This is a genomic window from Pontibacter locisalis (assembly GCF_042684605.1).
GTDB classification, from domain to species: Bacteria; Bacteroidota; Bacteroidia; order Cytophagales; family Hymenobacteraceae; genus Pontibacter; species Pontibacter locisalis.
The window spans coordinates 110,126-132,920 of the sequence record NZ_JBHULU010000020.1 but is presented as its reverse complement, the minus strand read 5'-3'; the positions used below and the strand labels follow the sequence as shown (position 1 = coordinate 132,920).

The following is a 22,795-nucleotide window of genomic DNA, read 5'->3' as shown; positions in this document are numbered from 1 at the left end:
AAACTCTCTTAACTTTGGGTAATCAAATATAAGAGTTATGATTTCCGGAGGATACCCGTACGCACCTTTGCTGCAGCGTCTGGTATATGTAACAGTAGTTTTCACCATTCTTTTCACAGATATAGTTTCCTCTCCACTGGCCCTGCTCGCCGGGTTGCTGGCAGGAATATTTGTAGGCAATCCTTTTCCCACTTTTTCTGCAAAAGCCTCTAAGTATGTGCTACAGATTGCTGTTGTCGGATTAGGCTTCGGCATCAACCTGCACCAGGTAATAAACACAGGACTCTCTGGTTTGCTTTATACTTTTGCTTCTCTGTTACTAACTATGCTCCTGGGGTTTGCTCTGGGAAAGAAACTAGCTGTACCTCCAAAGCTGACACACCTTATTTCATCAGGCACTGCCATTTGCGGAGGAAGTGCCATAGCGGCTGTGGCTCCTGCTATTAAAGCTGATGTCCGGGAGATATCGGTTGCCCTTGGCGTTGTATTCATCTTGAATGCGGTAGCCCTCTTTGTATTCCCTTTAATTGGGAACGCACTAAACCTGTCGCAGCAGCAGTTTGGGCTGTGGTCTGCTATTGCCATACACGATACCAGCTCTGTTGTGGGGGCTGCAAGTAGATATGGAGATGAGGCGCTGCAAATCGCTACCACGCTTAAGCTTACACGCGCCCTCTGGATAATACCGATGGTTTTACTTTCCGGTTTGTTATTTAAAGCAGGCAACACAAAAATTAAGTTTCCAGCTTTCATACTTCTGTTTGTCTTAGCCTCTTTAATGGCCACTTTTATACCTGCTCTAGCGTTCGTTATTCCCGCTATACTGTTTGCCGCTAAAAAAGGGCTACTCCTCTCCCTTTTCTTTATCGGAGTTAACTTAAATATGAGCACTCTTCGCAGCATTAGTGCGAAGCCTTTTTACCAGGGCCTTTTGCTTTGGTTGCTGGTTGCAGGCAGTTCTCTTGCTCTCATCTATTTTCTGTGATATGGCTAAGCCATTAATTTCACAGGTAAAACCCACATATTATACAGGCTGGCTACTGCCTCTGGCAAACCATGGTATGAGCACAAAGAAAGCCTGACAGCAGTGCTTTTTTATGGAACTCAGATGAAAATAATATTGTAGTGCTTATACATTACATGAAGAAATGTTCATGTTTTAGTTTACAATAAATCTTTTACCATGAGTAGCTTAAAAGTAAGGGTAGATCAGCAGAAGTTGGATAGAGCAGCTTATGTATTGAAATGTGTGGCTCACCCGGTGCGTATCAGCATCATAGACCTTTTAGAGCAACGCGAGCGGTTAACTGTAAGTGAGTTGCAGGCTGTGCTCCAGATAGAGCAGTCGCTCCTGTCACATCACCTGACCAATATGCGTGATAAGGGCATTGTGGATACACAACGGGAAGGTAAAAAGATGCATTACTTTCTAACTGATACAACCATCACTAACATTATCGATTGTATCAAAGGCTGCAAAACATTTTAGCGTTTAAAATCCTTTCCAGTATTATTAGCTTCTATCAGGCAAGCCTTGATATGAAGGTGTGTTCTGCTAACTTAGCAGCAGTGGAATGTTTATTGTAAATTAAAAACATAGCGACATGAGATCTATCTTAGCGAGTCTACTAATATCAGTTTTTCTTTTAGGGTGTACTGGTCAACAGCAAAAGACAGCTGAGGTAAAGCAGTTGTCTCCGACAGAGTTCAAAGACCAGAGAATGAGCACAAAAGCTGTACTATTAGATGTACGCACTCCTGAAGAGTTCGCCATGGGTCACCTGGAAGGGGCTTCGAACGCAGACTACCGTGGTGGAGAATTTGCCCTGGAGATGAAGAACTGGGATAAAAATAAAATCTACTACTTGTACTGTGCTTCCGGAAACCGCAGTGGCAAAGCAGCAGAACTAATGAAAGAGGCTGGCTTCAAGCACATTTATAATGTTGGCGGATTTAACGCACTAAAAGAAGCTGGACTGCCGACAGAATAATAATCCGGCAAAAACCAATCTTAAAAAGGCCCGTGCGTGTTCATCGAACTTTACGGGCTTTTATTTTTCTTACAGCGTCACTTGCAATATCCCTATATTCTGATGTATCTTGAAACGGAATCGGAGATGAAGAAGTATGCGCGTATTACACACCTCAGACTGGCACCTTGGCCAGCGCCTCGTTAACCTCGAACGTACAGAAGAGCACCAGCATTTCCTGAACTGGTTATTACAAACCATTGACCAAGAACAGGTAGACGTGCTGTTAATGTCGGGTGATGTGTTTGACAATGGTGCACCTTCCAATACTGCACTTAAGCAATACTATGATTTCCTGCGCCGTGTCTGCGCTACCTGCTGTAAACACATTATCATTACGGGTGGGAACCATGACTCCATCTCCACCCTGAATGCCCCAAAAGAACTGTTGGAGTACTTCAACATCAGAGTTATCGGGGGTGCTTCACAAGACCCGTTGGATGAACTGATTGAGCTTCGTTGTGAAGAGGGCAACCTTAAGCTTGTTGTTTGCGCCGTACCATTCTTAAGAGACAGGGATATCCGTCTCTCTGTTGCCGGCGAAACATTTGAAGAGCGGGAGAATCGTATAAAGCAGGGCATTGCCTCACACTACGAAGCTTTTGTGCCGCACATCCGGCAGTACAAAGAGCAAAGTATACCTGTTATTGCCATGGGGCATTTATTTGCCGCCGGCGGCTCAGCATCTGAGAGTGAGAAAGAAATACACGTGGGAAATCTGGGCCAGATCGGGGCGGATCAGTTTCCTGCTGATTTTGATTATGTAGCGCTTGGTCACCTGCACCGGCCACAGCAAGTAAACAGCAGGCACCACATCCGCTACTCCGGTTCTCCTATACCACTAAGCTTTAGTGAGGTAACAGACAAGAAGATCATTCTTATTCTTGACTTCGCAGATGGAAAACTGGCCGACCTGCATGAACTGGAGATACCCTGCTGCCGAAAGTTAGTGCGCTTCAAAGGATCACTTGAAAAGGTAAAGCAACAACTCGCTATTTATGACAACAGCACCTATAAACTACAGGCCTGGGCAGAGCTACAGTTAGAATTGGATGCTCCCCTACCCGACCTGAACCAACAGTTAGAGGAGGTGCTGAAGCTAAAAGAAGGAGATCTCCAGCTCCTCATTCATCGTCCGCCCATTATCATAAAGGCAGTACAAACACTGGAGCAGCAAGTTAAAGAAGAAGTAGACCTGCATTCACTACGAGAGAAAGATGTTTTCTTAAAGCGCTGCGAAAGCGCTTTCCCTGATTCTGATCATTCAGAACTATTAGCTACTTTTTCGGAGCTACTGGAGTTGATGGGCCAGGAAAAGGAAAGTTAAGATCTGATTTACTTACAGGACAACCATGAAAATCCTTTCCGTACGCTTCCAAAACCTAAACTCCCTAAAGGGAGAGCACGAAATCCGCTTTGACCGAAGCCCGCTGGCAGAAGCCGGACTGTTTGCTATTACTGGCCCAACAGGCGCAGGTAAGACTACTATTCTGGATGCAATCACCGTGGGGTTGTATGGAATGGCACACCGCCACAATACCACAAAGCCGTTGGAGTTGATGACGCGCCATACTGCAGAAAGTTTTTCCGAAGTGGAATTTGAGGCTAACGGAAAACACTACCGTTCCAAATGGCATATCCGTCGTAGCCGTGGCAGAGTGGATGGGAACATTCAGCCTGTGCACATGGAGCTGTGTGAGGTTAAGGATGACCAGCCTTTCGATTTAAAACCTAGTGAGGTACCGGGCAAAGTAGCAGAATTGTGCGGGCTTGACTACAGCCAATTTCTGCGATCCGTGATGTTGTCACAAGGTGACTTCGCCCGTTTTTTAAAAGCAGATCCGAATGAGCGCAGCAGTTTGCTGGAAAAGATAACTGACACTGGTATTTACTCTGAGATATCCAAATTCGCTTTTGAGAAGGCAAAAGCTGAACGCCAGAAACGAGATGACCTGGAGCGGAAACTACAGGACATTGAGTTGTTACCCGAAGAACAGCGGCAAGCCTACGAAACAAGTATAAAGGAACTCGCAGAACAGGAAGGGCAACTGCAGGAAGATTTAAAAACACTACAGGAACAGGTACAATGGCTACAGCAGTTAGCACACCTTAAAACTAAGCTGCAGCAAAATAAAGTAGCCTGTCAGGACCAGGAACAAAAACTATCACGACTTGAACCTGAGTTTCAGAAACTGAAAAAGCATGAGCAAGCGCATCAGTTTGTTGGTGAATTAGCTGAGATCAGAAGTGCTAATGGAAAGCTTAAAGAAGTTCAGGAACAGCTTCAGACCATTGAAAAGCGCCTGCCTGTTCTGCAAACAGAGCTAGAGCTGACAGGTAAAGTAGCTTTAGAAGCTGGAAAAGCTAAGGAGCAGCAGGAAGAGGTTCTTCAAAAATTAGAGCCACTACTGGAGCAGGTATCAAAGCTTGACCACCAGCTTATTTCTATTCGTGATAGTTATCAAAAAGATAAAACCATTTATGTCTCTTTCGAGGAGCAGCTAAAGCAAGAGCAAAACCTGCTGCAAACAAAACAGCAGGAATTAGGCAAGCTTACAAAAGAGGCAACAGCAATAAAAGCCTGGCTAGAGACTAATGCCAGCCTTCAGGACCTCCGTGAGCACTTGCCTGAGTTTCGCCAGACATTAAAAGAGGTTCAGGAGCTGGAGTTGCGCACCAAACGCTATTTACAGGAGCAGCATACACTGCAAAAGCAACAGCAGGCTGAAGCCAGCCAGATAGAGTTTTTAAAACAAACGCAGCAGCAGCAACAAGGGCTACAAAAGCAGTTTGAGGAACAAAAGCAGGAAAAGCTGAATGAGGTAAAAGCCATTCTCCTGGATAAGAGCCTGGATGAGCTAGAGCAAATAGCACAGGCACAACCTGCTATGTTGGCCAGGTTGGAACGTCTGGGTGAACTGGCACAACAGCACACACAACTACAGTTTAAACTCCAAAGTACTCATAAGGCACTGGCTCATTTTGAGCAGGAGAAAGCAGAAAATAAAGCACAGCTCCAAAAGGCGCAGCATAAGCTACAGGAGTCAACTGCCTACCTGGATGCTTTGCAGAAAATAGTAGACCTTCAAAAGCAGATACAGCAGTATGAAGAAGCCCGGCACACGCTGACAAAGGACGAACCATGTCCTTTATGTGGCTCTCAACATCATCCTTTCATTGAAGATGGCTATTCAATTAACCTGCCGGAAGAGGTACAGAAGCGTGATGCGCAACTGGCACTGGTAAAAGAGACAGAGCAGAACATCCATACCGTACAGCTCGAACTCGCTTCGCTTCAAGAAAAGATCCAAACAGCAACTTCAACCAAATCTGAATCAGAATCAGAAGCGAACCGATTAACTCAAACTTTTATGCAGGTTGCAGAAGGAGTTACGGAAAAAGTTAACATAACGGAAGAGCAAAGGCTGATTACCCTGTTACAATCGCAGCAGTCATCAGCAGATGCTATGCAAAAACGTTTGGCCCAGGCACGTCTTATTAGTCGTGCACTCGAAGAAATTAACCAAAAGCTTCAGCAAAACCGGGAAGCACTGGTACAGGCAGAAGCCAAATGCAATCAATTGCAAGCTTCTGAAAAACTTCTGCAGAACCAGCTCCTAAAGCTACAGGCTATTTTGGCTGATGAGGAGGAGCAGCAGCAGGCAAACACCCAGATGGCTACGTCTTTTGCGCTAACATACGCCTTAGAATATACTCCTGAAATACGCCAGGATCTGCTGCTAAAGCTGGAGAATAAAGCAACTGCCTATATCCAGAAGCAGCAGGCACTGGAAAGTATGCGGGAAAACTACATTGAAGTAAAAGAACAGGTAAAGAACCTCGAGGCAAACATAAAGAACAAGGAGAAAGAGCTACAAAAGCGCCAGGAGGTTTTAAAAGAACTTCACCAAAAATTAACGTTACTCAAGGAAGAACGGCTAAAGCTTTTTGGAGAGAAAGACACACAGCAGGAACGGCAACAGGCACAACAGGAGCTTCGCAGACTTATAAACCAGGCTGAGGAGGCTCGTTCTAAGCACCAGCAAAAACAACAGGAGTTAAAAGAGGCACAGGCCAGGCAAACTGAATGCCAGTCCAAACATCAGCAGAACCTATCTGTTTTAGATGAATTGAAAAACGGCCTGCTTCGGATACTGCAGCAAAAGGGTATCGAAACAATAGAGGTACTTAGCCAGATGCTGCTGGAGCGCGATGAAGCCGACAGACTTGCTAACCTCAAAGCTCATACTGAAAAGCAGTTAACAGAACTAAGGAAATCTCTTAGCGATGTGCAGCACGAACTGGAACAAACAGAAGCAAGAAAGCTTACTGAGGATAGCAAAGAAAACCTGCAAAACCAGCTACAGCTTAAGTCTGAGAAGCACCGGGAACTGATTGCACAGCGTGCCCGCCAACAGCAGCTACTAGAGCAGGATTCGGAGCAGCGTGAGAAGAATAAAGAACTTGCTGTGCAAATCAAAACACAACAGCAGGTGTACCACCGCTGGTCACAGCTTTCAGATTTGATTGGTTCTGCAGAGGGAACCAAATTCAGTCGTTTTGCACAAGGTCTTACCTTGGCCAGATTGGCAGAACTAGCTAACCGGCATCTAAAGAAACTGAACGATCGCTACCGAATCCTGAAGAGTGCAGAGGAGGACCTGGAGCTTTTGATCGTTGATACATACCAGGCAGAGGCGATACGCCCGATGAATACGCTATCGGGTGGCGAAAGCTTTTTGGTAAGCTTGGCACTTGCACTAGGGCTCTCCGATCTTGCAGGCCGTCGAACACAGATAAACTCACTTTTCATTGATGAGGGTTTCGGAACGTTGGATGCGGAAACGCTTGATGCTGCTATTTCCACTTTGGAAAACCTGCAGGAAAGCGGTAAAATGATAGGTATTATTTCGCATGTAGAGGCACTGAAAGAGCGAATCTGCACACAAATTAAAGTACAGCGGCAGGCAGGTGGAATCAGTAAGATAGAGGTTAGATAACTATTCATATTTCATCTACCTGGCTTGTGCAGGTTAAATATTTTATTGCACAATTTCATTTAAACAAAAAATTGATTGAGCCTGAAAATCATTAAAACCTTATATTCAGCTCAAGAATAGCATAAATAAAATATTATTCTAAAAATGCTATGCTAACTATTTTAATTGCACTATATTTGAGCGTAACATAGTGCAAATGAGATACCTCCTTCTACTAGGTTTTTTTCTAATTTGGGGAAAAGCCTACACGCAAACTGATAAAATAAGAGAGATAGAATCTCAATTGGAGGCAACATCTGACTCTAATGAGCAGGTTCTTCTATTATGCGAACTCAGCAGGCTTCACTTTAACACCTCCGTTAGCACTTCTATTGCCTATGCCAGCAAAGCTGTTCAACTAGCTGAAAAGATAGACTACCCAACCGGGCTGGCCCTTGCTTATAATAGTATTGGAATTGCCTATGATAAGGCAGGGGAATATAACAGTGCGGCAGAATACTACTTTATGTCTCTTAAGATTCGTGAAGAGCTTAAAGACTCCATAGGGCTTTCTGCTAGTTACAATAACATTGGCTCCCTTTATAACATCCAAAACAATTTTGAGAAGGCAACAGAGTTCTACCTGAAGTCCCTGGACATTGCCCTCGCTCTTAGGGATTCTGTTTCTATTGCAAAGTCATATAATAACCTCGGCAGTATTTATCAGAAGAAAAATGACCTGAAAGAAGCGCTCAACCATGTATTAAAAAGCCTGCACCTGAAGCAAAAGCTAAGGGACAATGAGAGTGTTGTTCTGGGGTTAAATAATGTTGGTTACCTCTACTCAGAAATGGGGGAATGGGACAAAGCTATTTCTTTTCATAAAAGAGCTCTGGAAATGCTAACCCCACAGGACAGCTCTCTTAACAAAGCATATTCTCTTTACGGGTTGGCACAAGCCTATTTATTCGGTGGCTTTCCGGAACTGGCCCTCCCTTATGGGTTAAGAAACTTAGAAGTAGTTAAGAGCATCGATTCTAAAGACGAAATCCGAATAGGGGCTGAGTTACTTAACTCTATTTATCAACAACTGGGGGATTATAAAAATGCACATCGTTATCTAACGATGCACACTCAGTATAAAGACAGCGTTAACACAACTGAAGCAGACACCAAAATAGCAAAGCTACAACTGCAGTACGAGAAAGAAAGAGCCGAACAGGAAAACAAGCTGCTAAAAGTTGAGCATAGCTTACATGAGCAGGAAATTAAACGTAAAAATTCACTTCAGTACTTCACAATTGCTCTATTGCTAATGGCAGTTGTTTTAGCTGCTGTGTTCTTTGCAGGGCGTCAACGGCTCCACCGGGTTAATGGTCTGCTAAGGCAGAAAAACAGAGATGTTTTAGAACATAGCGCTGCTTTAGCTCAGAAGCAGGAAAAATTAAAAGAGCAATCTGCGCTCTTACAACAGCAAAAAGCTGAGCTTGAAAAACTGAATGATGTAAAAGACAGGCTGTTTTCCATAATTGCCCATGACCTTCGCGGTCCGTTGGTTACACTTAAGGGTTTGTTGCATGTCTTCTCTAAAGGCGCTGTACCTCCTGAGAAGATGAGCACCTTCCTGGCTACTATAGAAAAATCGCAGCAGAGTTCACTTTGGCTTCTCGATAACTTATTGCTTTGGACGAAAGCGCAGATGAATGGACTGAAGATGGAACCTGAAGAAGTAAAAGTCTTCAGACTGGTTAACCAGAACATCAAGTTACTCCAGCCACAGGCAGAGCAAAAAGGCATAAGCCTAACCTCTACTGTGGATTCGGAACTACGGCTTTTCGCTGACAAAGAAATGACCGACCTTGTTTTAAGGAATCTCATCTCCAATGCCATTAAATTCTGCAAACAAGGAGATGCCATTCAGGTAATGGCAGAGAAGAAGCCTGATTATGTAACGGTAAAAATAACAGATACAGGCATTGGTATACTACCTGAGAAGTTGAGCTCCCTATTTTCCGGCCACAGTAACAACAGTAGCCCGGGAACAGCAAATGAAAAAGGAAGCGGCTTAGGGTTACAGCTCTGCAAGTACTTTATTGAGCAGAATGGGGGCCAAATTTGGGCTGAAAGTGAATTAGGCGAAGGTAGTTCTTTCAGTTTCAGACTACCAGCATTAAAACCGCAAGAAGAGATTACACAGGTTGCTGAGGAAGCAAAATTAGAACTGGCTTAGTCTGAGCCTACCTCCTACCTTCTCTTCATCACCAACCTTACCACTATTGTTTATTTTCCTGAAAAGTAGCCATACCCTGTGGGTGGAACTTTCAGGGCAGAATATATATTTATCTAGAGAATTAACCTTACTACCCACAAAAATTTACTATTCATCTATTTAGTAGGCCCGCTTCGGCTTATTATTTTATATTAGCTTCTTCAAACTAAACCTAACGCTTCTTTATGCACCAAACTTTGTACAACACAAAAAGCCGATGGAAAAAATCGCTTTTAGTGCTTTGTTCACTTGGCCTGATGATCAGCCCTGCCATGGCGCAGGATACAGCCAAAACTGAGAAGGACAAAGAGAAAAAGGACAAGAAAGACCTTCCGCTGGAAGGTACACGCAAAGTCAAAATTAACACTACCGAAGGCTCCTGGCTAGCCATTGATGTAAGTCCGGATGGTAACCAGATTGTATTCGATATGCTTGGCGACCTGTACCTGCTTTCTATAAAGGGAGGTAAGGCAGAGCAATTGACATCGGGAATGCAGTTCGATACCCAGGCAAAATTCAGCCCGGATGGTAAGTCAATTGTTTTTGTTTCTGACAAAGACGGTGCGGACAACATCTGGACTATGGATCTAGCTACAAAAAAGACAAAGCAGATCAGCAAAAGTAAGAATGATAACTTTCAGGCTGCGGAGTGGACGCCAGATGGGGAATATATCGTTGCATCTAAAGGGCGCCGAAACCTAAAGCTGCACCTGTATCATAAAGATGGTGGTTCCGGAGCTGAATTAATCAGCAAGCCTGATAACCTGAAAACGGTAGAACCTGCTTTTGGCAAGGATAGCCGCTATATCTGGTTCGCACAGCGTAACGGTGCCTGGAACTACAATGCACAGCTGCCACAGTACCAGCTTGCTACTTACGATCGTGAAACAGGTGACGTGGATGTAAGAACTTCCCGTTATGGTTCTGCCTTTACTCCTACCCTTTCTCCTGATGGAAACTGGCTGGTGTATGGTACGCGCCATAACGATAACACAGGGTTGGTTGCACAGAACCTGAAAACCGGTGACGAAAAATGGCTCGCATACCCTGTACAACGTGATGAACAAGAGTCTATTGCTCCACTTGGTGTGTTACCTGCTATGTCGTTTACTCCAGACAGCAAGAATCTGGTAGCTTCTTACGGTGGTAAGATCTACAGCATACCTGTAGCTGGTGGCGATGCAAAGGAAATTCCTTTTCAGGTAGATGCAGAACTTGAAGTAGGCCCTAAGCTCGACTTTAAATTCCCAATCTCTGACGAGAAGATGATGACCGTAACTCAAATCAGAGATGCGGCTGTATCGCCTAACGGAAAGCAGATTGCCTTTACTGCACTGGACAGGCTTTATGTAATGGATTATCCGGGTGGTACTCCTAAACGTCTGACAACAGCAGACCATACAGAGGCACAGCCTGCCTGGTCGCCAGATGGAAAGCAAATTGCTTTTGTTACCTGGGATGAGAAAACAGGTGGTTCTATTTATAAGCTTAACGCTAACGGGAAAGGGAAGCCTTCTAAAATAACAGTTGAGAAGGCTGTGTTCCAGGACCCTGTTTGGTCACCGGATGGCAGTAAGATTGTTTTTGTAAAAGGCTCTGCACAGGCATATCGTGAGGCTACAGGACCTGGAGCATTTGCTTCCAGGCAAAGTATAAATTGGGTGTCTGCTAAAGGCGGTGAGACCAATTATGTTACCAAAGCTGATGTAGGTGCCAACCCGCACTTTGTAAAAGGTGATGACCGCATCTACCTGTACAATGGCTCTGACGGCCTGATCTCTATCCGATGGGACGGGACGGACAAGAAATCTTTCCTGAAAGTAAAAGGTATTACGACCTACGGTTCTGTGGAAGACATGATTGAGGAGGAAATGAACCATAACATGCACCTGGAAGAGCGTGAGCCACAGCAGAAGCCATCGACTGCTTCTACAGTTATCAAGGCTCCTGTAGGTGATAAGGCGCTTGCACTGATCAACAATGAGATCTATGTGGTGACAATACCTGTAACTGGTGGTGAGACTCCTACTATCTCTGTGGCTGATGTATCAAGCTCAGCTTTCCCTAGCTGGAAATTAACTGAGATCGGTGGTCAGTTCCCAAGCTGGTCTGCTGACGGTAAAACTGTTTACTGGTCAATCGGTAATGGTTTCTTTGCCTACAACCTGGATGAGGCGAAAGCCAGACAGGAAGAACTGGAGCGTAAAAAAGAAGCCGAAAAAGAGAAAGCCAAAGCTGAAAACGGCAAGTCTGAAGAAAAGAAAGACGACAAGGCCAAAGAAGAGAAGAAGGACGAAGGTTATAAGCCTGTAGAAACGAAGATAGCGATTCAGGTACCACGTGACATTCCGCAAGGCACCATCCTATTGCAGGGCGCGCGCATCATTACCATGAAGGGCGATGAAGTGATCGAGAATGGTGACATCCTGATCGAAAACAACCGCATCAAAGCTGTTGGCGCAACCGGAACATTAAATGCTCCTAAAGAAGCTAAAATAGTGGATGTAAAAGGGAAGACCATCACGCCTGGCTTTATCGATACGCACGCACACATGTGGCCGCGTTGGGGAGTGCATACTAACCAAGTATGGATCTACGCTGCTAACCTGGCTTACGGCGTTACCACTACCCGCGATCCGCAAACTGCCACTACTGATGTGCTGACATATGCTGACATGGTAGATGCCGGTAAAATGATTGGCCCACGAGTTTATTCTACGGGACCTGGTGTTGGTTACTGGGCTTACAACCTGAAGAGCTTAGACCATGCCAAGCAGGTACTGAAGCAGTACTCAGAATACTATAACACAAAAACAATTAAGATGTACCTGGTGGGTAACCGCCAGCACCGTCAGTGGGTCATCATGGCAGCTAAAGAGCAGGGCTTATTGCCAACGACAGAAGGTGGCCTAGACTTTAAACTGAACATGACGCAGGCAATTGATGGATACCCAGGTCATGAGCACTCGTTCCCAATCTATCCACTGTACAAAGATGTGGTTGATTTCGTAGCGAAAACAGAAATGACCTATACACCAACACTGCTTGTATCTTATGGTGGTCCCTGGGCTGAGAACTATTACTATGCGACAGAAAATGTACTAGGTGATAAAAAACTGAACTACTTTACTCCGAAAGCTGAGCTGGATGCCAAAGCAAGACGCAGACCAGGCTGGTTTGCTAAAGAAGAGCATATCTTTGAGCGCCACGCTGAGTTCGTAAATGATCTTGTAAAAGCTGGTGGTCTGGCTGGTGTTGGATCTCATGGCCAGCTGCAGGGATTAGGCTACCATTGGGAACTTTGGTCTGTACAGTCTGGTGGCATGAGCAACCTGGATGCGCTTAAAACAGCTACTATCCTTGGTGCAAGAGGCTTAGGCTTAGATGGTGACCTTGGTTCTATCGAGGGCGGAAAACTGGCTGACCTGGTTATCATGGATCAGAATCCGCTGGAGAACATCCGCAATACAAACACCATTAAATATGTGATGCGCAATGGTCGACTGTATGATGCCAGCACACTGGATCAATTAGCGCCAACAAAGCAGGAAGCTCCTTCTTTTGATTGGCACAGTGCCATGCCTGTAGGTGTTCCTGGTATTCAGGAATAAATAATCATCATACCTAAAAAAAGCCCTTCAGCCTGCTAAGCTGGAGGGCTTTTTTCTTTACATGCACTAATCCTGAAAACTCACCGTATCTATACAGAAACTAATAAAACATACCATGAAGAAACTCTTATTCAGCCTGCTAGTAGGTGCAACAACCTGTTTGACGGTAGCTTGTGGAGAAAATACTGGAGATAGAGATGAAGAAGGTGATATACCTGTATCGGTAGATGACCCCAGAGCTCCAACTGTAGCTCCCGGCAAACCCACTACAGATATAGGGGCTGGTCTTGAAGACTCTCTACAAGAGAACAATCAAGCTGTTGACAGCCTGTAGCTCTTTGGCTTACTGGCTCTTTTACTTACAACCATTGATTAAATTTGACACCTCTTTAAACTTTTTCATCAGGGATAGTACTTTTGTATTTAAACATCCAATATATGAGAGAGCTTACGCTTCACCTGCTTAGTGCATTAATGTTAATAACCACCCTCTCCTGCCAGAGCGACCGCAAAGATGCGCAGGAACAGTTCAGGGACCGCCAGCAAGCTATACTTGAGCGTGAAAAAGGTGAGGACACAGAGCAGGCCATTGGAGGAGAAGAAATTGCTGTTATAAAGGATTCTCCTGTTGTCGAAGAACCATTATCACAGCAACCAGCTTCTACCGCCGGAGACAAAGTAGTTGGGGTAAAAGATGGAGATACCGTTGTCTTGCTTCGGAACGGTGAAGAGTTAACAGTCCGCTTGTTTGGTGTTGATACACCAGAAAAAGCCCAGGCATATGGCCAAAGGGCGAAGCAATTCACTTCTGACCTTGCCTTTGGCAAGCAAGTGCGTCTGCTGGTTCACAACAAAGACCGCTATGGCCGAACAGTGGGTACTATTATACTTCCTAATGGAAAGAGCCTGAACGAGGAGCTAATTAAAAATGGCTATGCCTGGCATTACAAGGCTTACTCGAATGATAAAAACTTAGCGAACGCCGAAGCTGACGCCCGCAGGTTCAAGCGAGGGCTATGGCAGGATCCTAATCCTGTTGCTCCATGGGATTACCGCAAAGAAAAGCGCAGTAAAAGCAATGCTTTAGAGCCTGCGGTAGCGGTAACACCCGTGCCTAAAGGCGCAACCAAACGTACTGTTTACCTATGCGATAGCAGTGGTTCAGCAGTATATCATGTAGATAAATCCTGTTCTGTTTTAAAGCGCTGCAAAGCTGAAGTGTTAACGGTAACAGAGGCTGCAGCTATACGTGAATTTGGAAGGAGGTTAGATAAAACCTGTAGCAAACAGTAATATTTTTTATAATTTTGGCCTGACTACAAGCTTTAAAATAATGACTCTTACCCTTACCAAACAGGCTGCATCTACTTTAAAAACTGCAGCAATTGTTATAGCTCTGTTTTTCGGAACTATCGCTTGCCAACAGCAGAAAACTGAAAACGAGGAGATACCAGCTCCTGCCCCAACCGAGGCTAATGCTTCCTTAGTGTCTGAAAAGAGACCCGCTCCCACCTTTTTTATCATTCCAAAAGGAATGGAGAAGAAGCGTGTGTGGATACTAGAGGATAGCCAGTCGGATATTTTTCACCTAAAGCACGATTGCCCTGTTTTGGTAACAGGTAAAGGAAAAGGCTCTTTCAGAAACCTTACGATGCACAGAGCTATAGAAGAATATGGCCGGTATAACTGCCAGGAGTGCAGCAAGGACCTCAACCATATTTTCGACGAAGATATGGTTCGTATGAGCGAATAAATAAAAAGAGCTTTACCGTCCTCCGGTAAAGCTCTTTTTATTTATTGCTTTTTGTGCCCTTGCAGCACCAGTAGTGGCACCTCAGCCTGATAGGTCATTTTTTCAGCAAGACTCTGAGAGAAAAGCTGCCGCAGGAATCCCTTCTCTCTTCTTAAAATAGCTAAAATACTTCCGTTCTCTTTCTGGAAATAATCTTTCAGCCCTTCATCCCGATGTCTGCTTACTACTTCTTCAAAGCGCATGGGTACATCAGGATAAGCTTGTTTAATACTATTCCAGAACTTCTCACCCTCTGCCCTGCTCTCAGAACTGGCTTCCTTTACTACATGCACTACATCAATGTTAGCCCCGAACAGGCTCCCAAAATCTACGACTTCAGTCATTGCATCTTTGTGGTCGGAAGTATAATCAACCGCATACACTATTTTTGTAATATCAGCCCACTCGGCACTAGCAGGTATGGATAATACGGGACATTTTACCTCCTCAATCACAGCTTCAGTATTGCTTCCAATTAGAATCTCCTCTACTGTGTTGTCGCAGCCCGTGGTGCCCATTACCACCAGGTCATAACCTTCCCGCTTTGTCAAATGCTCCGTGACATCTGTTAGCAAAGCCTCCTTTAGCACATAGTCACAGGTAAACTCCCCACCACGGTTAGCTCCGTACTTTTCCTCTATAACCATGCATTGTGCCTTCAGCTTTTCACCTGCATCCCGCATCTGCTCTCCTAGCAACTCACTTGCCACTAAAGCAGTTTCTGAGGTATCTACAATAGGCAGATGCACAACATGTATCAAAGTAAGGTGAGCACCGGCACGCTTGGCAATATGTGTGGCATACTCCACTGCTTTTGATGCTGTTTTGGAAAAGTCGGTAGGGCAAAGAATCTTTTTCATTTTTAGGTTTGGCTTGAATAGTGTGAAGCTCAATTATATCACGTTTTTACAATGTATACGAGATACTGCAAAAGAGATAGAAATTATCCACTCTAAAAATGACTTTTGCCACTTTATCAATAATAACCAAGGTTTAGAAGCAGGGCTAGCTCCCTTTATTCAGTTCTTTTATTTCTTTCCAGGTCCAGTTGTACTTTGGCTCAATGTCCTTATATACCTTATGATAAAATTCTGCCACGACCTTTTGTAGCACATCAGGCTTTATGGAGGAAGAAAATATCTGCCTCTCCGTTGGGTTAGCATACATCTCTGAACGCTTCAACAGGTCACCGTTCAAACGGAGAAGTGGTCCGGTATCGGTAATGGAGTTATAAGTCCATCGGTAACCGGATTCTTCAAGTTCATTAAGCTTATCAGCGAGTGGCCCCATATTGATTCGAGGCAACGTGGGCCGAGAAGTGATGTCTACCCAGGTAGTATACTTGTACTCAAGTTCATAGCGGTTTTGCTCGTAGCAGGTTAATACTATATCGAAGCCTCGGGTACGGCTGAATAAGGCATAGTAGTGAAGGGGGTGAGGCGTATCAATTATGATTAGGCCTGACTCCGGATGCCGGGTTAGCTTTGTGTCTGGTTTGTACATATCCCGGTAACCAAGCAGTACGCTGCCCACCTCTTCTTCCCATGCTCCTTTTTCCCAGTCCGGATCCTGCAGAACCCTGCTAAACTCCCTTAAGAAATATCTGAATTTCGCGGTACACTGTTCTGTTTCCTTTTCCTCCATCTCATCAGCTTCGAAAGGGCGGTAGAACAGTTCCTGTTCTTTAGCATTTATCCAGCACACCAGTTTTAGAGCCTCACCAGCAAGCGGGTGATTTAGATCCAGCTCTCTAAAGTCACCTATTAGAGCCATCTGCCGCAGCAATTCTTCATTATCAAGCGCTTTACCAGGGTTCAGCAATGCCCACACCCCTACAAAACCATCAATGTCAAAGTGATTGGCTGTAACATAAGGAAGGTTTAATTCTGGCAGGTTCTGGCGCAGGGCATTTAAAACGATGGCAGCACTCGTATCATCACGTACGGTGGCAGGTGTTGGAGCGCCTTTCCAGTGCGACAGCATAAACCCATTCGGATGGGTGCTATCTACTATAATGGCTTTATGATTCTTTACCTCTGAAAAGGGCAGGTAAACTCGTTCTTGCATAGCATAAAGTTAAAGAGAAAAGCGACTGTAGGGCAAAGCCCGTTCAACTTTTGTGACATAGCAACTTACCTTTTTCTACTCCGCCTGTTTGAGATACGCTCAATACGCTTCCCTTTTACCCACTTCAGGTATTTCTGGAGCGGCTCCGCCTGCTTTAGTGCGGGAATTGAGTTAAAATTTACTGCCAGCTCTCGGTTACTTAAGCTTAAATGGATTGTACTATGGCATGGCTGGCACAGTTCGGCGGTAGGCCCATAGCGCCCGCCTTCTTCACGTGGTACCAGGTGATGCCGGGACAAGCTATGTACATCACGCTCACAAAGTTCGCATATTAATTCTTCCTGCTTTTTTGCCATTCCTTTTATCCGTCATATCCTCGTTATTTTAACAGATAGACAATAAATTGGGTTTAAAGCACGTCAGAAAAGTATCTTAAAAAAAGTTTGAAGAGAATAAATGTAAAGACACAGCTACGATACGGATTAAAGCAGCTGAAGCGTTTGTTGCTTTTTAGAAATGTAAGCCATCTTTAATGGTGTGAGAAAAGTAACCGTTACCGCTTTTCAAAGTCTGCAGTGCCTCCCGCAGTTCCTCTGGTTCAGAGCTTTTTAACAGATATCCGTGTACACCCTCTTCCAGCAGCTTTTCCACCAAAGATTCCTCTCCATACATGGATACTACCAGAACCTTTACGTCGGGATATTTGCTCAAGAGATAACGGGAAGTAGCAATTCCATCCATCTCCGGCATCTCCAGGTCCAGCATTACAACATCAGGAAGATTTCCCTCTATTTTCTCTATTAGCTCGGCACCGTTACCTGCATCTGCAATAACAGTAATCTCAGGATACGTTTTCAGTATCTCCAGCACGCCTTTCCTGAACAGGGTATGGTCATCTGCGACGGCAAGTGTAAGTGCCTGAAAATGCATAATATATACAAAATATTCCGATACAAAATTAGGAAATAGGAACAGAAATAAAAGCTTTTGCTCCTTTATTTGGTGAAGACTCAAAAATTAAACTACCTCTTAATAAAGCGACTCTCCCTTGTAGGTTCATCAGGCCAAGACCTTCTTTACTGTTCCCCCGCTCCTGCAAGTTCTCCTGGTAAGAGAATCCTCTCCCGTTATCGGTGTATTCCAGTAGTAACTGCTCTGCCTCAAAAACCAGATTAACTTTTATAAGCGAGGCACCTGCATGTTTCAAAGTATTGTTAAGCAGCTCCTGTACTACCCGATATAGAAAAAGCTCTATTTTAGGATCTGTACGCCTATTGTTATCATTGCAATTAAATTCAAAGGCTATGTCAGAAGAAAGCGGTACAGCACGCTTGAGAGACTCGATAGCCTGTGGCAGTCCCATTTTCTCCAGCACTACAGGCATAAGTTCATGCGATATTCGCCGCACACTGCCTATTACTTCATCCAGCAGCTTCTTAACTTCGGCTCCACTGCTTTTGTCTTCCAGTTTTGTGTTAAGCTGGTGCACATTTAGTTTAACTAAAGCCAGCATGGCACCCACATCATCATGCAAATCGCGGGCAACCCTTCTTCTCTCATCCTCCTGTGCCTGCACCGTAGCATCTAATATCTGGCGCTGCTTTGCCTCCTGCAACTGCCTTAGGTTCTCCTGGTGCTGCAACATTCTGCGCTGATATAGAAACACGAATCCGATAATGCCGAAAGCAAGTGCTAACAACACGGGAGTAATTATGAAAACCGGTGTATAAACGTTCATCTGAGAGGTGTTCTTTTCAGCACTAATATTAAGCTAAGATGATACAGGAGCATCAAAGCATATAAAACAGAGATGCACATACGTGCCGTGTCATAGGATACAGCTAAAGCAGGATTAAACATGGCATAAGACATTGTAGCACCCACCTTGTAGATCAACAGAAAGCAGCACAGCATGAAAACAGGATCCTGGTCCAGGTAAGTTATCTGCATATCATTGGCTACTTTATAAAAATACAGCAGAATCAGAACAATCAGCAAAGAGTTCTCAATCATTATAGCAGTTGTATTTATTTGCCTATATCCGTCACCATAAAAGGCGTTCCAGATACTGAACAAAGTAAACACAATTGCAAAAAGCGCCACACCCTTTTTGAATACAGGCCTGCTGAAACTGCGATAAAATATAACTGATAGCGTACCATACTCCAGCACAGCGGAGAAGTGTGATGCCCAAAGGTTATTTGTTGTTCCCAACATTACAGGTATGTATCCCATAGCCTGCATGACCACAATAATGAAAACATACACGAAAAGTAATCTAAAAAGAGGGCTTTTGTGTTTGAATGCCAATAGAATAGCAGCCAGAAAAGGTACTACAGAACTTAATGAGGCGACCTCAACCAACCAAGGGTAAATCTTCCGAAGAAAGAATTCCATTAGCCGTTTAGTTCACTCACTACACAGTCAGGGGGGCATAGTTTACCACTGTCAGCAACTGTTCCCTCTACCATATCCTCCCCCTCAGCGTTGGCTCCAACTAAAACCAGCTGTCTTTGTCCTCTCCCATCACGAGCATGATAGATGCGGATGCCCATACAGCCCGGCTGATCTAAGATCTTCTGAAGAATATCTTTACCATAAAAGTGCCCCTTAATTACAACACCGTTTTCACCTGCAGCTGCGTTTCTACGATAATTCGCTGTCCAGGAGGCAGCCTGGTCCAGCGCTATAGGTGCACCTTCGGTTCCATCAAATCTAGGCATGATTGTTTATGTTAGTTGTGTGATGCTTTAAATATATTGAAATATGTATTTATAAAAAATCTCATCTTGATGTAAATCTACCAGTGCAACAACTCTTGTCCTATTAGTCGTAAAAGAGGAATAACAAATTGCCCAACATAACAGACTATGGCAAAAAAATCATTCCAGGAGATTATCAACAGTCCAGGCATGCCTGTGCTCGTAGATTTTTACGCCGACTGGTGCGGACCATGTAAAACCATGAATCCGGTAATCCAACAGTTAGCCAGCGAGTACAATGGTAAACTTAAAGTAGTTAAGGTGAATATTGATAGCAATCAGGCAGCTGCATCTCAATTCAGAGTACAGGGTGTGCCCACTTTCATCCTTTTCCACAAAGGCCAGCAAGTATGGCGGCAGTCAGGAGCCATGCCTGCCCATCAGCTCTCACAGGTAATCCAGCAGTATCTTTAGGCATTCATGATTTTTAGTTGAAGGCTGAAAGTGGTTTCTCCGGGTTGCGAGCTAACACGGATAGAACCTCCGTGCTGGCGCATGATCTGCTTGGAGAGACTTAACCCAATGCCAGAACCTTTCTTTTTGGTGGTGTAAAATGGAATAAAGATCTTATCGAGTACATCTTCCGGAATTCCTGGTCCATTATCTGTAATATCGATGCGCATCCTGTCCTTATCGTGCTCCGACAAGTAAGCTGTCAACTCCACACAAGGTTGCTCCACAGCCTGGCAGGCTTCCATCCCATTTTTAATCAGGTTAATGAGCACCTGCTCTAGTTGCTCTTCATCCGCCATCACAGCTATTTTCTCATCAGGAAGATACATTTTCAGGCTTACTTTATTCGATTCCATCTGAGAACGCAGCAACTGGTGCACATTACGCAACAAGCTACTGATCACAACAGGCCGTAATTCTGAAAGAGGCAAACGCATCAGGCGTCGGTAGTTCTTAACAAAGCTCTGCATCCCTGTGCTCCGTCTCTCAATTGTGTGGAGAGCGTCCTGCATATCCTGTAACACCTCTTCGTCCAGATTTTCTCCTGCCTTGTACTTCTCTACCTCCTGCTCTAAGAGATCTGATACAGTGGAAGTAAGGGAAATAACCGGGGTAACAGAGTTCATTATCTCATGCGTAAGCACCCTGATTACTTTCTGCCAGGTCTGTAGCTCCTGTTCCTCCAACTCCGACTGAATGTTCTGAAACGTAACTGTTTTAAGTTTACGCCCCTGTGACACCATCTCTGTTACATGCACGTTTACAAGCAGCTGGTCCTGCCCGAGCTGCACTGTCACAAGGGCCTTTTCATTGTGCCCGGTTGTTCTGAGAGCATGCACTAAGTCATGACTTACCCGCTCCAGCGCTTGAATATTTTTAAGGTAGGGGACATGAAACATCTCCTTCGTTACCTGGTTTACCAGCCGTATATCCCCTTCTTCCTCGAAGGTAATTATACCTACCCCAACCTGCTCTACAATAGTCTGCAAGTAATGGTAATTTGCCTGCTCTCTTGTCTTTACTTTTTGAAAAGCCTCGGATATTTCATTAAAACTTTGATAAAGCTTATGGTATGAGGACGTCTTACTCTTAGTAGCAAAGCGCTGTGTAAAGTCAGAATGACGCATTGCTTCCAGAAAACTGCTTAAATCACGGTTCGTGCGCTCTACAAAATACAGAAGATCATATACCTGGAAGAGTACCAGCAGAAGCAGGCAAAAAGCAGTTACATACCAGTCTGTGCGGTATAAAATAAGCAGCAATGCCACTATTACCACAATCAGTAGTAGCAGACGAAAAAGCAGGTTGAGCCGAAAGCTATTATAGACCATGCTTCTCTATCCTTCTATAGAGGGCAGTGCGGGTAATGCCAAGCTCTTTCGCGGCATGTGTAATATTGCCGGAGTGTTTTACCAGTGCTTTCTGCACCATCATTTTCTCAAGGGCCTCTAAGGTATATTCATTTTCTGAAAAGACCTCCACCCTCTGGCTATGCTGTGGCGCCCCACCTGGTGCCAGGTAAAAATCGTCAGGGTGTAGTTCATCTCCGTCACAAAGAATAACAGCGCGTTCCATGGCATGGTCCAGCTCGCGAATATTACCTGGCCAGTGGTATTCACTTAAACGCCTAATCGTACTGCTGCTGATGCCAAGATTTGGCCGGTCATATTTCTCGCAATACACGCGCAGAAAGTGCTCTATCAGCAATTTAATATCCTCCCTGCGCTCGCGGAGTGGTGGCAAGTGTATTTCGACGGTATTTATCCGATAAAGTAAGTCTTGCCTGAAGGCTCCCTCCTTTACCATGTCGTATACCGGCATGTTAGTGGCACATATCAATCGTATGTCTATAGGCCTTGGCTTATTAGTGCCTAACCTGACTACCTGCCGGCTTTGCAACACGGTTAGCAACTTTGCCTGCAAAGAGTGAGAAAGGTTTCCTATTTCATCCAGAAATAATGTCCCGCCTGTTGCTGCTTCAAGCCTGCCAATCCTATCCTCTTTTGCATCTGTAAAAGCTCCTTTTGCATGGCCAAACAACTCACTTTCGAACAAGGTTTCGCTTACAGCTCCCAAATCTACCTTCTCAAAAGCATTATCAGCTCTTTTGGATTTACGATGCAGTGCCCGCGCTGCAACTTCTTTTCCTGTGCCATTTTCACCTAATATCAACACATTCGCCTCTGTACGGGCTACTTTATCAATAGTCTGGTATACACGTTGCATCGCCGGCGAAACTCCAATAAATCCGTCATAATGGTAGGCGGTGTTATTGTTTTCAGCGGATTCGGCACTACGCTTCTTCAAGCCTAACTTGTTCTGACAGGCAGTCCTGAGTATTGCCAGCAGCTTATCGTTCTGCCATGGCTTTAACACAAAATCAGTTGCCCCCTCCTTCAGTGCTCTTACAGCCATCTCTATGTCTCCATAGGCAGTCATGAGTATAACCTGAGTTTTAGGAGATAGCTGCAAAATCTGCTTTAGCCAATGAAACCCTTCTTTACTGGAGGTTGCACCTGTGCTGTAATTCATATCCAGCAGCACAACATCAAAATCAGTTTCTTGTAGCAGGCCAGGTATCCGATAAGGGTCAGAAGTTGTGATAACAGAGGCAAAATGTTGCTTTAGCAGCAATTTACCAGCCAACAGAATGTCTTCTTCATCATCAACCAATAGTATCTTACACGGGTCTTTACTCATATTTCCTTCAGAGCATTAATTAAAAGCATATATGTAAACTTACGTTTTTTTAGTTATAAATATCCAGTACGTCCGCTAAGTATACGCATACTGTTCCACACTTAAAACAGATGTTTACCCACCTTTCTCTAA

Annotated in this window: 20 protein-coding genes; 11 read left to right on the top strand and 9 right to left on the bottom strand. The window is 44.5% G+C overall.

The genetic code is table 11. From position 1 onward, the window contains the following. Positions 1 to 37 precede the first annotated feature (37 nt). From ACFSRY_RS13835 to ACFSRY_RS13790, 10 genes are all read left to right on the top strand, one after another. Positions 38 to 985 carry a YeiH family protein gene (locus ACFSRY_RS13835; RefSeq protein WP_377508692.1) on the top strand — a complete coding sequence of 316 codons (948 nt, stop codon included), beginning with the start codon at positions 38 to 40 and terminating at the stop codon, positions 983 to 985. Positions 986 to 1,183: 198 nt separating this feature from the next. Beyond that, entirely contained in the window at positions 1,184 to 1,489 is a 306-nt protein-coding gene (locus ACFSRY_RS13830; protein WP_377508689.1) for an ArsR/SmtB family transcription factor, read from the top strand. Between the two features lie 115 nt (positions 1,490 to 1,604). Further along, a complete protein-coding gene (locus ACFSRY_RS13825; protein WP_377508685.1) occupies positions 1,605 to 1,991 on the top strand; it encodes a rhodanese-like domain-containing protein in 387 nt (128 codons plus the stop codon). A 136-nt stretch (positions 1,992 to 2,127) separates the two neighbouring features. After that, entirely contained in the window at positions 2,128 to 3,357 is a 1,230-nt protein-coding gene (locus ACFSRY_RS13820; RefSeq protein ID WP_377508682.1) for an exonuclease SbcCD subunit D C-terminal domain-containing protein, read from the top strand. Between the two features lie 25 nt (positions 3,358 to 3,382). Beyond that, the gene (locus ACFSRY_RS13815) at positions 3,383 to 7,030 is read left to right on the top strand and encodes an AAA family ATPase (protein ID WP_377508678.1); all 3,648 of its coding nucleotides are present in this window, start codon (positions 3,383 to 3,385) and stop codon (positions 7,028 to 7,030) included. A 196-nt stretch (positions 7,031 to 7,226) separates the two neighbouring features. Continuing rightward, entirely contained in the window at positions 7,227 to 9,239 is a 2,013-nt protein-coding gene (locus tag ACFSRY_RS13810; RefSeq protein ID WP_377508674.1) for a tetratricopeptide repeat protein, read from the top strand. Positions 9,240 to 9,463: 224 nt separating this feature from the next. Further along, complete coding sequence (locus ACFSRY_RS13805; protein ID WP_377508670.1) at positions 9,464 to 12,889, top strand: amidohydrolase family protein; 3,426 nt, start codon at positions 9,464 to 9,466, stop codon at positions 12,887 to 12,889. Positions 12,890 to 13,004: 115 nt separating this feature from the next. Beyond that, positions 13,005 to 13,223, top strand: coding sequence for a hypothetical protein (locus tag ACFSRY_RS13800; RefSeq protein WP_377508666.1), 219 nt, complete (start codon positions 13,005 to 13,007; stop codon positions 13,221 to 13,223). A gap of 104 nt (positions 13,224 to 13,327) precedes the next feature. Beyond that, positions 13,328 to 14,182: a thermonuclease family protein gene (locus tag ACFSRY_RS13795; RefSeq protein ID WP_377508663.1), complete on the top strand. Its 855-nt coding sequence runs from the start codon at positions 13,328 to 13,330 to the stop codon at positions 14,180 to 14,182. A gap of 40 nt (positions 14,183 to 14,222) precedes the next feature. After that, the gene (locus tag ACFSRY_RS13790; protein WP_377508660.1) at positions 14,223 to 14,642 is read left to right on the top strand and encodes a hypothetical protein; all 420 of its coding nucleotides are present in this window, start codon (positions 14,223 to 14,225) and stop codon (positions 14,640 to 14,642) included. 41 nt (positions 14,643 to 14,683) lie between these two features. On the opposite strand, the gene ACFSRY_RS13785 is transcribed toward ACFSRY_RS13790, so the two are convergent. The 7 genes from ACFSRY_RS13785 to ACFSRY_RS13755 all read right to left on the bottom strand — a co-directional run bounded on the left by ACFSRY_RS13785 (position 14,684) and on the right by ACFSRY_RS13755 (position 19,471). Beyond that, the gene (locus ACFSRY_RS13785; protein WP_377508657.1) at positions 14,684 to 15,541 is read right to left on the bottom strand and encodes a universal stress protein; all 858 of its coding nucleotides are present in this window, start codon (positions 15,539 to 15,541) and stop codon (positions 14,684 to 14,686) included. Between the two features lie 145 nt (positions 15,542 to 15,686). Continuing rightward, positions 15,687 to 16,748: a DUF6687 family protein gene (locus tag ACFSRY_RS13780; RefSeq protein ID WP_377508654.1), complete on the bottom strand. Its 1,062-nt coding sequence runs from the start codon at positions 16,746 to 16,748 to the stop codon at positions 15,687 to 15,689. Positions 16,749 to 16,813: 65 nt separating this feature from the next. Further along, positions 16,814 to 17,104 carry an HNH endonuclease gene (locus tag ACFSRY_RS13775; protein ID WP_377508651.1) on the bottom strand — a complete coding sequence of 97 codons (291 nt, stop codon included), beginning with the start codon at positions 17,102 to 17,104 and terminating at the stop codon, positions 16,814 to 16,816. Positions 17,105 to 17,258: 154 nt separating this feature from the next. Continuing rightward, the gene (locus ACFSRY_RS13770) at positions 17,259 to 17,678 is read right to left on the bottom strand and encodes a response regulator (RefSeq protein ID WP_377508648.1); all 420 of its coding nucleotides are present in this window, start codon (positions 17,676 to 17,678) and stop codon (positions 17,259 to 17,261) included. Positions 17,679 to 17,706: 28 nt separating this feature from the next. Then, positions 17,707 to 18,486 (bottom strand): sensor histidine kinase, encoded by a 780-nt coding sequence (locus tag ACFSRY_RS13765; protein ID WP_377508645.1) that lies wholly within the window; start codon positions 18,484 to 18,486, stop codon positions 17,707 to 17,709. After that, positions 18,483 to 19,145 carry a hypothetical protein gene (locus tag ACFSRY_RS13760; RefSeq protein WP_377508642.1) on the bottom strand — a complete coding sequence of 221 codons (663 nt, stop codon included), beginning with the start codon at positions 19,143 to 19,145 and terminating at the stop codon, positions 18,483 to 18,485. The genes ACFSRY_RS13765 and ACFSRY_RS13760 overlap by 4 nt, the downstream gene beginning before the upstream one ends. Next, on the bottom strand, positions 19,145 to 19,471 hold the full coding sequence (locus ACFSRY_RS13755; protein WP_377508639.1) for a hypothetical protein: 327 nt from the start codon (positions 19,469 to 19,471) through the stop codon (positions 19,145 to 19,147). Before ACFSRY_RS13755 ends, ACFSRY_RS13760 begins: the two co-directional genes overlap by 1 nt. A 147-nt stretch (positions 19,472 to 19,618) precedes the next feature. Between ACFSRY_RS13755 and trxA the strand changes: the two genes are divergently transcribed. Further along, positions 19,619 to 19,924 carry a thioredoxin gene (trxA, locus tag ACFSRY_RS13750; protein WP_377508636.1) on the top strand — a complete coding sequence of 102 codons (306 nt, stop codon included), beginning with the start codon at positions 19,619 to 19,621 and terminating at the stop codon, positions 19,922 to 19,924. On the opposite strand, the gene ACFSRY_RS13745 is transcribed toward trxA, so the two are convergent. Continuing rightward, positions 19,921 to 21,294 carry a sensor histidine kinase gene (locus ACFSRY_RS13745; RefSeq protein WP_377508633.1) on the bottom strand — a complete coding sequence of 458 codons (1,374 nt, stop codon included), beginning with the start codon at positions 21,292 to 21,294 and terminating at the stop codon, positions 19,921 to 19,923. The genes trxA and ACFSRY_RS13745 overlap by 4 nt on opposite strands. Beyond that, on the bottom strand, positions 21,284 to 22,663 hold the full coding sequence (locus ACFSRY_RS13740) for a sigma-54-dependent transcriptional regulator (RefSeq protein ID WP_377508629.1): 1,380 nt from the start codon (positions 22,661 to 22,663) through the stop codon (positions 21,284 to 21,286). Before ACFSRY_RS13740 ends, ACFSRY_RS13745 begins: the two co-directional genes overlap by 11 nt. Positions 22,664 to 22,795 lie beyond the last annotated feature (132 nt).

Excerpts from the sequence above, each read along its gene's own strand:
- ACFSRY_RS13835 (WP_377508692.1), top strand. The coding sequence starts at position 38 with ATGATTTCCGGAGGATACCCGTACGCACCTTTGCTGCAGCGTCTGGTA.
- ACFSRY_RS13830 (WP_377508689.1), top strand. The coding sequence starts at position 1,184 with ATGAGTAGCTTAAAAGTAAGGGTAGATCAGCAGAAGTTGGATAGAGCA.
- ACFSRY_RS13825 (WP_377508685.1), top strand. The coding sequence starts at position 1,605 with ATGAGATCTATCTTAGCGAGTCTACTAATATCAGTTTTTCTTTTAGGG.
- ACFSRY_RS13820 (WP_377508682.1), top strand. The coding sequence starts at position 2,128 with ATGCGCGTATTACACACCTCAGACTGGCACCTTGGCCAGCGCCTCGTT.
- ACFSRY_RS13815 (WP_377508678.1), top strand. The coding sequence starts at position 3,383 with ATGAAAATCCTTTCCGTACGCTTCCAAAACCTAAACTCCCTAAAGGGA.
- ACFSRY_RS13810 (WP_377508674.1), top strand. The coding sequence starts at position 7,227 with ATGAGATACCTCCTTCTACTAGGTTTTTTTCTAATTTGGGGAAAAGCC.
- ACFSRY_RS13805 (WP_377508670.1), top strand. The coding sequence starts at position 9,464 with ATGCACCAAACTTTGTACAACACAAAAAGCCGATGGAAAAAATCGCTT.
- ACFSRY_RS13800 (WP_377508666.1), top strand. The coding sequence starts at position 13,005 with ATGAAGAAACTCTTATTCAGCCTGCTAGTAGGTGCAACAACCTGTTTG.
- ACFSRY_RS13795 (WP_377508663.1), top strand. The coding sequence starts at position 13,328 with ATGAGAGAGCTTACGCTTCACCTGCTTAGTGCATTAATGTTAATAACC.
- ACFSRY_RS13790 (WP_377508660.1), top strand. The coding sequence starts at position 14,223 with ATGACTCTTACCCTTACCAAACAGGCTGCATCTACTTTAAAAACTGCA.
- ACFSRY_RS13785 (WP_377508657.1), bottom strand. The coding sequence starts at position 15,541 with ATGAAAAAGATTCTTTGCCCTACCGACTTTTCCAAAACAGCATCAAAA.
- ACFSRY_RS13780 (WP_377508654.1), bottom strand. The coding sequence starts at position 16,748 with ATGCAAGAACGAGTTTACCTGCCCTTTTCAGAGGTAAAGAATCATAAA.
- ACFSRY_RS13775 (WP_377508651.1), bottom strand. The coding sequence starts at position 17,104 with ATGGCAAAAAAGCAGGAAGAATTAATATGCGAACTTTGTGAGCGTGAT.
- ACFSRY_RS13770 (WP_377508648.1), bottom strand. The coding sequence starts at position 17,678 with ATGCATTTTCAGGCACTTACACTTGCCGTCGCAGATGACCATACCCTG.
- ACFSRY_RS13765 (WP_377508645.1), bottom strand. The coding sequence starts at position 18,486 with ATGAACGTTTATACACCGGTTTTCATAATTACTCCCGTGTTGTTAGCA.
- ACFSRY_RS13760 (WP_377508642.1), bottom strand. The coding sequence starts at position 19,145 with ATGGAATTCTTTCTTCGGAAGATTTACCCTTGGTTGGTTGAGGTCGCC.
- ACFSRY_RS13755 (WP_377508639.1), bottom strand. The coding sequence starts at position 19,471 with ATGCCTAGATTTGATGGAACCGAAGGTGCACCTATAGCGCTGGACCAG.
- trxA (WP_377508636.1), top strand. The coding sequence starts at position 19,619 with ATGGCAAAAAAATCATTCCAGGAGATTATCAACAGTCCAGGCATGCCT.
- ACFSRY_RS13745 (WP_377508633.1), bottom strand. The coding sequence starts at position 21,294 with ATGGTCTATAATAGCTTTCGGCTCAACCTGCTTTTTCGTCTGCTACTA.
- ACFSRY_RS13740 (WP_377508629.1), bottom strand. The coding sequence starts at position 22,663 with ATGAGTAAAGACCCGTGTAAGATACTATTGGTTGATGATGAAGAAGAC.